Consider the following 12538-nt stretch of genomic DNA (forward strand, 5'->3'; position numbering starts at 1 on the left):
ACGGTGACGGACGACAAGGGCGCGACGGCGACGGAAACCGTGACCATCACGATCACCGGGACCAACGATTCGCCGGTGATCACGACGGCTGTCGGCCAGGATGCCGGCACGGTTGTCGAGGCCGGCAATCTGGACAACGGGACGGTTGTCCCCGGGACGCCGTCTGCGTCTGGCACGCTGACGTCTTCGGATGTTGACCACCTTGCGACGGCGACCTGGAGCGGCGACGCGACGGGCACCTATGGCGCGTTTGCGATCAACCCGACGACGGGCGCGTGGACCTTTGCGCTCGATCAGGGCGCGGCCGATCATCTGGCCGAGGGCGAGAGCGACACGCAGACGTTCACGGCGACGGTGACGGACGACAAGGGCGCGACGGCGACGGAAACCGTGACCATCACGATCACCGGGACCAACGATTCGCCGGTTGCCAATGCCGACACCGGAGCGGTGCTAGAAGATGCGACCCTCACTGTGTCTGCCGCGAATGGTGTGATCAGGGGCACCACAGGTGGATCGGTGGCCGACACCGACGTCGACAATGCCAACAACACGCTGGTGGTGTCCGGTGTGGTCGCGGGCACCGGAACAGTAACGCAAGGGGTGGGAGTCGGTAGTTCGCTCGCCGGCACTTACGGTCACCTGACACTGAATGCCGACGGCTCGTACAGCTACTTGGCGGATAACGCCAACAGCCTCGCTGCTGGAGTCACAGCGGTAGACATATTCACCTACACCGACAAGGATCCCTTCAACGCGGTGTCCAACACAACGACGCTGCAGATCTCGGTGACCGGCACCAACGAGAACCCGACCGTCACCGCTGGCGCGCAGAGCGTACAGCTGGTGGAAGCCGGTGTTGGCACCGCGGGCACCGCTTCGGCCAGCATCGCGCTGACCAAGGGCGATGTGGATGCCGGCGACGCAGCTGTCTACGACGGCACGGCGCTGACCACCAATGGCTGGGCGACCAGCAATGGCGGGGTGACCTACACCAAGACCGGCACCTATGGCATCGCCACGCTGACCACCAGCACCGGCATCGTGAGCTACGCGCTCGATAACGCCGACACCGATACCAATGGATTGGCCCAGGGCGCCGGCGTCAGCGACAACTTCACCGTCTTCGTCAAGGACGGCAGCACCGGCACCGCCAGCACCGCGGTGAACTTCGCCATAACCGGCACCAACGACGCGCCCGACATCCATATTGTGCTGACGGGAGCACCTGACAGTGCCGCCCCCGCGCTGAACGAGACCAACGCGGGACTGTCGACCAGCGGCACGCTCACTGTGAATGACCCGGACATCGCTGATACCGTGAGTTCGAGTGTGACGACAGTCGTGGCCTCGGGCGCCATTACCGGACTTGGGCTGACCACCGCGCAACTGCTGGCGATGCTGAGCGTGACACCGACATCGAGCCTTGCCGCAGATCCAGCGGACACCCACAATCTAAGCTGGACGTTCAACTCGGGCACCCAGGCGTTCAACTATTTGGCGGCAGGACAGTCGCTGGTGCTGACTTACACCGTGCAAAGCACGGACAATCACGCGGTATCCGATATCCAGGCGGTGACGGTGACGGTCAACGGCACCAACGACGCGCCGGTAACCGCGGCCGACCTCGTTATCACCAGCGCGGGGAATAACCAGTCGTTTGATATTCCGGAGTGGGCGCTGGTCGCGAACGATACGGACCCTGACAACCCCACTCTTGACGTGCTTTTTGGAAGCGTTGGAAGCGCAACAAGTGGAACAACATCACACACCCCAGGTACGGGCAACAACGGGTTTGTTAGGTTCACCGATGACACGAACGCGGCGGGTTCGTTCCAGTACCAAGTGACAGACGGAACGGCCTCAGGGCCAGTGGCGACCGTTACTATCGACAATCGCGGCAGCAGTGGAAACGCCATCGTCGGGACCTCTGCTGGTGAAATCATGATAGGCACCGGCAACAAGGATAATTTCGATGGAGCCGCAGGAAACGACATCATCATAGGCAAGGCAGGTGGTGGCACCTACATTGGTGGCAGCGGAAACGATATCATTGTCTACCAGGTAGGCGTAAACGGCGGAAGCGGACAGGTCGTGATCCATGGCGACGCCGCGGCGGCGGCGGCCGGCACTGACAGCGACACTCTGAAGCTGATTCAGACGACGCCGGCCACTATCAACCTGGCAAATGCGAACCAAACATCCGCCAGCAATACGACTGTCGACGGCATGGAAAACGTCGACGCGAGCCTTTCGTCCGGCGCGATGACCCTGACCGGCTCAAGCGGCGCGAACGTGCTGATCGGCGGATCAGCGGGAGACACCATTGCCGGGGGACTCGGTGCGGACATAATGACAGGCGGCGGAGGTGCCGACACGTTTGTCATAAACAGCGCGCAGTCGTTGGCGACGATCGGCGGTAGTGGCGATGCCGGGACCGTCACCGGATATGACGTCGTTACCGATTTCGACGGAGCTGCCGACTTCCTCGACTTGCAAGGCGCGTCACCCGCCACGCTTTTCGCGGTAGCGAATACTGGCGGCACCGACGGCGCCGATTCAACCTTGACCGTAGATGGTCAAACGGTGAAGTCGCATGCAATAACAAACGGCATCGTTACCTTCGACGACGCGGACATCTATGGTGCCGCGATAAGCTTGGACGGGACCGACACCTCGCGCGTTGCAGCAGTCGTTCAATACTTGAAGAATAACGATATTGGAAACGCCGGTGCGACGGTGGCGTTCTCTGCAACCATCAATGGTGTGGCCCACACATATGTTTATGAGCAAGTCGGACCCACTCAGAACGTCGCAAACGATATCCTGATCGACCTTTCAGGTGTTACGCTGACCAGCGGCGGCACTAGCCTGCAAACTCTGATCACCAACACGCATGTCAAGCCGGCGGGCGTTGCTGGAGAATCCATCAACCTGGCTTTGACCGACCCTTCGGCAGACCCGAACGACTTGATCAAGCTTGAGGTCACCGGCGTTCCCTCGGGCTGGAGCCTGAACGCGGGGACGAACAACGGCGACGGCACCTGGACCGTTCAAACAAAAGATGTACGTACCCTGGCGGTCACCTCGTCAACCGGCTTCGTGGGTGCGGTGGTGCTGAACATCGCCGAGACCTGGACGGGAGCGGATGGAAACACGGGGGCCAAGCTAGTCTCCGACAACGTCGAAGCCTACGCTCATGGTTCGCCGATCTTCGCCTGGTCCGGTGACGATGTGCTGAGCGGCTCCAGTGGCAGCGACCTGTTCGTCTTCTCACAGCCGATCGGCAACGACACGGTGCACAGTTTCGACGCGGCGGCGGACCAGATCGATCTCATTGGCTATTCCGGGATCGCAAACTTCGCCGATGTTCAGGCACACATGGCGGACGACAGCAACGGCAATGCGGTGATCAGCCTCGGCGCCGGGCAGTCGATCATGCTCGATGGCGTGCATTCGAGCGCGCTCACCGGCAGCAATTTCGCCTTCGACCAGACGCCGGTGGTCAACAATGCCGGAACCATGACGATCGGCGACGGCGCATTGCTGCCGCTGAGCGGAACGGTCAACAATACCGGCCTCATCTCGCTCGACTCGACCGGCAGCGATACGCTGCTGCAGCTCATCCAGCACGGCATAACGCTGCAGGGCGGTGGACAGATCGCCCTTTCCGACAGTGATGCGAACATAGTCTCCGGCACGGCTGCCGATGTCACCCTGACCAATGTCGACAACACCATCTCCGGCGCCGGTCAACTCGGCGGCGGCCTGCTGGGCCTGAACAATCAAGGCACAATCATCGCCACCGGCACGCATGCGCTGGTCATCGACACGGGAGGCAGCACAGTCTCCAATTCCGGAACGCTTGAAGCGACCGGTTCGGGCGGCCTGACGGTCAACGGTGCCGTCGCCAATTCCGGACTGATCTGGGCCAATGGCGGTGACATTGCGATAGGTGGTCAGGTTACCGGCGACGGCGACGCCATAATCGGCAACATGTCGCAGCTGGAGTTTCACGCAGCCTCTTCCACCAACGTCACCTTTGCGGCGGATGCTGCCGGCACATTGCAACTGGACGATTCATTCGATTTCAGCGGAAGCATCGCCGGCATCACCAATGATGACAAGGTGGACCTCGGAGACATCTTGTTCGGCACAGGAACATCCGCCGTCTATCATGTGAACCAGGATGGAAGTGGAGGAACGCTGCTGGTTTCGGACGGTACCCATGATGCCACGCTCCACATCATCGGCGCGTATGATGCGGACAGCTTCACGGTAGCAGACGATGGCACTGGCCGGACCGTGGTTGGCTATCATCCGGCGGACGAATTCCACTTCGTCTGACCGTTGAACGGCCGCAGGGACCAATCTGAAGCGGGCGCCGGATCAAACCGGCGCCCGCTTCATATCTGAATTCGGATATTCCAAGGCGCAGGGCGGGCCTATTTCTCGCGGAATGCCCGCTGGAACGAGTCGACCAGTGGCTTGGTGAGATAGGCCAGAAACGTCCGCTCGCCCGTTGAGATGAATGTCTCGACCGGCATGCCCGGATAGATCTGCTCGGGCTTGACCTGCGGTGGCAGCTTGTCGGCCATTTTCAGCCGTACGGTGAAATAGGGCAGCCCCGTGCTGGGGGTAATCAGCCGGTCTGCCGAGATGTAGAACACCTTTCCAGGTACTTTTGGCGTCGTGCGCGCATTGAGCGCCGTAAACATCATGTTCGCATCCTGCCCCACCCGGATCGAGTCGATGTCTTCGGGCTTTATCCTGGCCTCGACGATGAGTTCGTTCGTGGTCGGCAGGAGCTCCATCGCAACCTCTCCCGCTCTGATGACGCTGCCTTGAGAATTGTAGAGGGATCGAACGACGATGCCGTCGACCGGCGCCCGGATTGTCGTCCGGTCCAGGACCGATCGAGCAGCGTTGATTTGTTCCTCGAGGTCCGCGACCTGTGCCCGTGCCTTGTTCATCTCGGTCACAGCATCCTCGACCCGGCTGGTTGTTAGCCGTTCAATCTGTTGACGCGCTTCCACGGTCTGGGTTGCCGAACTGGCGATCTGCGCCTCTAGAGACCCCGCCTGGCCTACCAAGTCGGCGGTGCTGCGTAGCAGATCCGTGTATTCCGAACGATTTGTGAGCCCTCGTTCCAGCAACTTTTTCTTTCGCTCGGTCTCCTCGTTGACGATCGCAAGCTGGTTTTCCGCAGCCTCCTTTTGAGCCTCTAGCCCAACAATGGCATCCTGAAGTGCTGCTACCCGTTGCTTCAGAATCCCCTGCTCTGCAGCGTAACGCGCTAGCCGCGCCTCAAATTCCTTGCTTTGTTCTCCGAAGACATCGCTATATTCGGAAGCCCCCGAATACGCTCCGAGGTCACTGGACAAGACAATTTTCTCAAGTCCATCCCGCTCTGCTTCGAGCCGCGAAATTTCGGCTTTTTGTGCAACCCACTGCTTCAGCACGCGGTTCAGTTGGGATCGCGCGACCGTCGGATCGAGCACGATCAGGGCCTGGCCTCTTGAGACCCTGTCGCCCTCCCGGACCTTGATGCTGCTGACCACGCCTCCTTCGAGGTGCTGGATCATGACGTTTTGCCCAGCTGCAGCCACTACACCCGGCGCGATCGTCGCTCCCCCAATTGGTGCGGTGGCCGCCCAGAACCCGAAGCCGAGCACGAAAACGGCCACGCTTCCATAGCCGGCAAGCGTGATCCGATCGGTGCGTGTGTCGACGTTGCGCTGCCAGCGATACACGTTGGCGTCCGCTTGGATGGCTTGGCTAGGAACCATCATTGGCGACCTTTATGTCAACGCGAGCCGGTGACGGGAAAGGCACCACTCCTTCATTGTCATGCGACTGAGCGGTCGCCGCCGCTGCCGCTTGGCCCCGTCGCTGGGCAAGTTGGTCGAGCACGTCCTTGGTCAAACCGTAAATCTCGACCTGACCATTTCTCAGCATGAGGATGCGATCGCATTTGGAAGCGAGGGAGGGCCGGTGGGTGATGACGAGCACGGTCGTTTTTCGTGAACGGGCCTGGATGATCGCCCGCTCGAGCGCGGCTTCGCCGTCGGAATCGAGATTTGCATTGGGCTCGTCGAGGACCAACAGCTTGGGATCGCCGTAAAAGGCGCGCGCAAGGCCAATGCGCTGACGCTCGCCACCCGAGAGGCGAACGCCGGTCGGGCCGATCAACGTCGAATATCCATCCCTCTGACCCAAGATGAGCTCATGCACCTGCGCCTGTTGAGCTGCTTGAACCAATTTCCCGTCAGGCGCATCCGGCTCGAAACGAGTAATGTTCTGGCCGATGGTTCCTGGGAAAAGTTCTACATCCTGCGGAAGGTAGCCAAAATGGCGGCCGAGCTCCTCCGGATCCCAGTTTCGAATATCGCCGCCATCGATGCGGATCACCCCCGAGCGGGGCTCAATGGCACCAACTATGAGACGCGCCAGAGTTGATTTTCCAGCTTGGCTTGGCCCGACGATCGCGACTGTTTCGCCAGTGGGGACTTCAAAGGTCACCCGCTTTATGAGCGGTAGCGAGCCGTCGGCTGAACCTGGAAGATGATAGACTAACTGATCCGCGCTCAACGCTCCTTGGGGCGTTGGCAATGCGACATTTTCCTTTGGTCCCGACCTCGATTGGACAGCTGAAAGCCGCTTCCACGCAAGGTTGGCGTCGATGATCTGCCGCCAACTCCCAACGATCTGATCCAGAGGTTGCAGGGCGCGTGCGGAAATCATCGAGGACGCAAATATCATACCGGCGGTCATCTCGTTGTGCAGGACCAGATAAGCGCCGACGCCCAATATCGCGATTTGCAGTACCGATCGTGTGGTGCGGGAGACACCACCATAAAATGCGTTAGTGCGAGCGAGCCCATCGGAGGCATGCAGAGAGCCGGAAAAACGAGTGCCCCAGAACTCTATCGCATTGGACACCATGCCGAGTGCGCGGACCGTTTCGAAGTTTCGCGCGAAGGCCTGCGCCGAATTCATTGCGGCCCCAAGATTCTCCGCCGCCTCCTTGCCAGGCCGCGAACTCGCGACTTGGTTCAGCACGGCAACAGATACCATGAGAACCGCCCCGACGACCGTTACAAGGAACAGCAACGGGTGGATGAAATAGAGGAGGCCCACGAAGATAGGCCCAAAAGGAAGATCGAAGAGAAAGAAGATGGTTCGCGAGGCGATAAATCCCCGCAGAGTGGCCAGGTCACGCAAGGCTTGAACATCGCCGAGTCCAGCGCGTGGGCCACTCATTGCGGCGAGAAAAGACGATGCGCCCAAAGAGACATCCAGGCGTGCGGCGAGTCGGCTCGCATACACACCCCGTACGACTTCGAGCACGCCGAAAAGCAAGAGCGATGAGAGTGCAAGCAAGGTGAGGTAAGTGAGGGTATCCAGGTTGGCGGCGGGCAACACCCGGTCATAGACCTGCAGCATATAGAGAGGCAGGATCAGCACGAGCGTGTTCATCACTGCGGAGAAGAGGCCCATTTCGACCACGCTTCTCGTTAGCACCCTTTGGTTTGTAGAACTGGACATGCCCGAAATTGCCCCCCAGGGAATGCACGCACATTAGGCGATCTTTATATATCATTCGAGGTTGTCACGCTATCGGCTGCGATTCTTTTGAGAGCCATAGTAAAGAGGGCGGACGCCGACTGAGGCGCTCCGCCAACAAAATCGATGCATTTGAGGGATGCTCGCCGGCTGCTGCGCGCAGATAAATCAGGCTCTCGATCAACTGGCTCGACAACCCTGATGTCCTTACCCTTCCTGCGCTGGTTGCGGTGGCAACACTTCTTTACCGGCCTTGGACGGCCTACCTTGATCGCCTCTTTCTGCAAGGTCGCTGCGGAACCCCAGATGGTAATGCTGGAAGCGCGTTATTTCTGGCCAGCTCATCAAGCAACCTGATGATAGCCTTGGCTTCTTCGGACTTGCAGGAATAATACCGCCAAGAGCCTTCGTCGCGGCACTCGAGAACTCCATGTTCGACGAGCTTTCTTAGATGTAGCGAAATGGAGTGCTTAGTGCAGCCCACCGGTGAGAGCAGGTCTGACACCGTTCTTTCGCCATCCATCAAATGAATGAGTGTCAACAGACGCTTGTCGTTGGCGAAGGAAGCAATCAACCGCGCCGCGACCGCCACCTGTTTGCGGAAGGAAAGGCGCTTGGTCGGACGCTGGCGCGGAGCAGGGTTGGCCTCGATTTCCGCAAGACGTTGTCTAACATTTGAAGTCATGCACGTGCCTCCGACCCCTGCGAAGCAGAAGCACTACGATGTATCTCTAGTCAAGCATATGCTAAAGAAGCCGCTCTCCGGCATCACCGGGATACCACCCCTTACGCTTCGTGTGGTTGGTGGTGATGGCAATGCACTTGGTGATGGGGTCGATCTCATCGGCGAGCCTGCGATAGACCGAGAACCGTTGACCGGCATCAGGCCACAGATAATTCACCTGCGAACGCCAACTGCATGAGGGCCGCCGCAATGGCCTTAACGCTTCTTTGGTTTCGTCGTGATCTCCTCGACCCGCACCTCTAGCCGATGTCCTTGGCAAGAGCGAACGTTTTAGCCATGAGCCAACCTCTGTGTTGCGGAGTTTCCAATCTGGAGACGAGCAGTTTAGACGGCTTCTGACCTCGGATGGGCTGATTGACGCCCACGTGATCGATGTTAGGCAACCCGCCGTGGGTAAGGCCCTGCCGGAATATGAGACATTGGATTTGGCTGGTTGACTTCGCTTCAAGTAGGCAGCAAACAGGTTCGAACCAACGTGGCGGTGGATTGGGACGCGTTGCTACTACGTTAGGCCGGTCATTTGGCCCGCCAGCGACGACACTGAAGTGTGCTCGAACATATGCGATTGTTACCGGCGAGGCCCGAGAAACCCCTTGATGTAAGCGCCTCAAGACAGTTGAAGAGAAGTAGATCTAAACCGTATAAACTCGCTGCGCACGTTCCATTAACAGACTTCTACTACAGCGCTGTATTGGCGGTAGCCCTCTTGCGACTTGAACCCCCGACCCGAATTTGGTGCATGAAGCTGCTTTGGGAACCGCTGCACCATAGCCGCCGTCTATTTTCACGGGCAAGCCCTAGTCGCACACGAACCTCGAGACGACGCTCATCAACTAGATGCTGAAAGCATGTCGAACTAATTGGCAACCCAAAGACTTTTGAGCTCGTGTCCAACGGCCCAATGGGCGGATGCGTCGGTGTCATTGCACCTGGACTCGTAGGGGTCGCGAACCATCTGGAATTCGCCGTCCATTACCGCGCCAAATAGGAAGCACTCGTCCTTGTACTGTCCGCGCTCTGCACTCGCCATCTTGACGGTTACCTTCACGACGATACCGTCAAGGCTCCGGCCCTTCCAGTTGACGGTGCCGTAGTCCTGGATCTCAGAGGTCACATCCATGGGCTTCCAGTTGTCTTGCGAAAGGCCGGCATTCCACTTTGCAAAATCAGGGAACAGTGTCTCCATACTGATCCCGGAAGATGGGCTGGCCTTATCCGCCGCACCAAGGACGGTCCGCTTTAGGCCATCCGACAAGAGGTTCAGCAGTGCGGTCGCGGCCGGCCCGTTCTTCTGTCGCAGATCAGCCTGGCGGGCTGCCTTCGAGTTTCTTTCGTCTGCCTCGCGCTGGGCCGCGATCTTCTTTTCCTCGTCTGCCGCCACGCGCTTCTCCTCCGCGGCTTTGGTAGCTTCCTGCTTGGCTGCATCCAGCTTGGCCGCGGTGCTGGCGACTTCGTTCTTATCGAGCCAAACCGGGGCGAAGACAAACTGTACGCCGTCGCGCGCGAGCGCTTCCGAGGTCGCCTTCAGGTCGGCGGTCGATGCATAGAGTACGCGGCACTGTTCGTGCCGGACGTCCTCGTAGGCCTTGTCGATCGATGGATACGAGACGGTGCTTCCCGACATGCCTGCGAAATCAGCTATCTTGCTGATGGTCGCCTCGTGCACGGCTGCGTTGCCGTCAACGACGGTGCAGATCCGGTCCGACGAACTGGTCAGCAGGATTCCGCCATATCCCTCACGCGTTCCGGTGGAGACCTCTTCTGCGATCTTCAAGGCCAGCGTCTGGTCTGACTCCATCCGGGCCTTGATGTCTTCGAAGCGGATAGGATCGAACACCCGGATCGTCTTGGTCTCCATCGCCTCAAGGTATCCCGCCTGTAGCGTTGGCGGGGCCTCAAGGAAGGTCTTACGCTGGACAAGGAAGAGATCGGCACTTTCGAGGTCATTCGCCCCGCAGTCCAAACTGACGTTTATTGCCTTGCCGCCCATCGGATCGATGGCTTCAAGGAGTGCCTTATCTAAGGCGGACGTCCTCTGTAGGCCGAGCATGCAGATCCGCGCTTGGTTTTTCGTCAGGGAGAACTGGCCGGATATCGTGCGCAGTATTGAAGGCGCCCTCGGGCCCGAGTTGTAGAGAACCACCACGTCCTCCAACCGGCCGCGGAGGAGCGCCTTATTCAGGTCGGTGACCGCATAAGTCGCGCTGTTGCTGCCTTGGCTGTTATCATTTCGGGACTGGCCGTCAGCGGTCTTGCCTGTATCCAATTCTGCCGCCAGGGCCTGCCGTGCGATCATCGCCCGCACGCCCTCTCGTGCATCGGCGAGCGTGTCCAGGTCGTTGGTGTCGGAAACTTCGTCGAGCGCCTTCACTTCCTGGACGACCCCGGGAAGCTTGGCCGACGTCAGATGGCTGCTCATCCAGTGCTTGAGGGCCTGTTGGTCGGCCTGCAGCTCGGCGAAGATTTCAGCCTTCTGCTTTTCAATCGCCTGGGCACGTTCCTTGTCCCGCGATGACGAAAACTCCGAGTAGCCTGGTACGGCCATGAGCAGGTTGGTCAACCGAAGCGCCGAACTGTTCAGGGCATCGGTGGATGCTGTCTGGACCTGCGCGTTCAGCGCAGCGGCCTGGCCGGCGATCTCGACGAGGTTCGAAGTCTGGGGGTTCAACTTGAGGAAGGTTTCGGCATCCGAGAGCAGCGCCGTTGCGGCGTCTCTCGCGGTCTTCAACTTCCGGGCCTCCGACTTGTCGTAGGAGGGTTTGTCGGTAAAGCCCTTCTGCCTGGCACGGCGGTACGCGGCGGGATCGGAAAAACCCGACGCGCGATAAGCGACCAACTCCACCCGGGTCTGAATGCTAAGCTGGACTGCCGCTCGATACTCATCGGCTGCGGAGAATCCGCCTGTTTTGGCCTGTTGGTATTCATCGTTGCTGCGGAAGCCGCCTGAGACAGCGTCATCGTAGTCGCGCTGTGTGACGAAACCCATGCTTTTTGCCTGGGCGAACGCGCTCGCTGAGGTAAAGCCGCCAGACCTCGCGTCCCTGAAGCTCTGAGCATCCGTGTAGCCGAGAGTTCGGGCGGCGTTTCGTTCCTGGTCGCTGTGGAAGCCGTCTCCGGCGTTACGCTCAATTTCTGCCAGGCTGTACTCTGTCAGCAACTCACCCGGCTGCAGGTCGAAACGCGAAAGATAGACCCTGAAGGCTTTGACGGTCGTTGGGCCGATCAGGCCGTCAACAGCGCCAGAGTACAGGCCAAGCTTGGACATCGCCGCCTGGAGCGTCTGGACGACCCTCAAATAGCTGGGTTGCGTCGCGAAATCGAACGAGGCTCCCTGCTGATAGGACATCCAAACTAACCCGTCCAAACCTTCCCCGCGCGAGAGAAACGAATCCTGAGGGATGATATGGAGTTCCTTGAGCGCGATCAGGTTCGCCTTCGCCTTGTCTTGGTAAAGCGTTCCGGCGACAACAGCAAAAACCCCGTTTCTGCTATGTAGGACCAGCGTTGGCCCCAGTGTCGGCGCGTAGGACTGTGCAAGGGCGATGGCTTCTCCTTCATTAGGCCGGCTCGATACGACAAGCCAAAATGCATTCGACTGCGGAGGACTGAAACCCACAGGCCGCGTCATTTGCTGGCCGTTCTGGATGATCTGGATAAAATCGGAGAGCGATGACGCCGAGCTTATAGCCGGCAAAGATGCAGCCGCCAACAAAGCAGCAACGCCCACACTGCACACGCGACGCATGGTAATCCCCTACACAACCCCAGAAGCCATATTCACGAATCCTATGGGGTGCGCAAGCAGTACCGACTGTCTTGACTTTTTATGCTTACCGGACGATCGCGACTATGGGTGCGCGCCCTCGTTGGTTTGTCCAAGGCGGGATGCCTTCCAATTCCTGTGATGCGGCCGGCTTTCAGTTTCGTCGATCCTGTTGACCGCAATGGCGGCGCAAAGCTGCCGTTCAAAACTTGGTACTTGGAGTTCGTGCTGGCGCGCTATCCGGTGCACGTGCCAGAGGTCGATGCCTCCAAAGCTGTCCAAAAGCCGAATCTAGTACCCCGCTTTATCCATAAGCACCCGCAATTCGGGCTGAGGAGCGACCCAGAAAGTTCGAAAAGCTTCCAGGAACCCCAGCCACAAGTTTCCGGGTCCGTTCCGGACACATGGGTTACGGTTTATACCGGAGACATGGGTAACACTTTTGGCCCGAAGGGGTTTTGGAG

6 protein-coding genes are annotated in these 12538 nt (G+C 59.3%); 2 read left to right on the forward strand and 4 right to left on the reverse strand.

What is annotated here, in order from left to right; all coding sequences use genetic code 11:
• Nucleotides 1-39 precede the first annotated feature (39 nt).
• Nucleotides 40-4347, forward strand: a complete 4308-nt coding sequence (locus FJ418_RS31560; RefSeq protein WP_210243178.1) for a VCBS domain-containing protein — start codon at nt 40-42, stop codon at nt 4345-4347.
• A 98-nt stretch (nt 4348-4445) separates the two neighbouring features.
• On the opposite strand, the gene FJ418_RS31565 is transcribed toward FJ418_RS31560, so the two are convergent.
• The 4 genes from FJ418_RS31565 to FJ418_RS31580 all read right to left on the reverse strand — a co-directional run bounded on the left by FJ418_RS31565 (nt 4446) and on the right by FJ418_RS31580 (nt 12056).
• Complete coding sequence (locus FJ418_RS31565) at nt 4446-5753, reverse strand: HlyD family type I secretion periplasmic adaptor subunit (RefSeq protein WP_246683301.1); 1308 nt, start codon at nt 5751-5753, stop codon at nt 4446-4448.
• Between the two features lie 25 nt (nt 5754-5778).
• A complete protein-coding gene (locus FJ418_RS31570; RefSeq protein WP_140872174.1) occupies nt 5779-7548 on the reverse strand; it encodes a type I secretion system permease/ATPase in 1770 nt (589 codons plus the stop codon).
• Nucleotides 7549-7828: 280 nt separating this feature from the next.
• Nucleotides 7829-8251 carry a metalloregulator ArsR/SmtB family transcription factor gene (locus FJ418_RS31575; protein ID WP_140872176.1) on the reverse strand — a complete coding sequence of 141 codons (423 nt, stop codon included), beginning with the start codon at nt 8249-8251 and terminating at the stop codon, nt 7829-7831.
• Between the two features lie 916 nt (nt 8252-9167).
• Entirely contained in the window at nt 9168-12056 is a 2889-nt protein-coding gene (locus FJ418_RS31580; protein WP_140872178.1) for a peptidoglycan-binding domain-containing protein, read from the reverse strand.
• Nucleotides 12057-12164: 108 nt separating this feature from the next.
• Here FJ418_RS31580 and FJ418_RS32215 point away from each other — a divergent pair.
• On the forward strand, nt 12165-12538 hold a 374-nt coding region (locus FJ418_RS32215), incomplete at its 3' end, for a hypothetical protein (protein WP_210243179.1).

This window comes from Mesorhizobium sp. B2-8-3 (genome assembly GCF_006440815.1).
GTDB lineage: Bacteria > Pseudomonadota > Alphaproteobacteria > Rhizobiales > Rhizobiaceae > Mesorhizobium.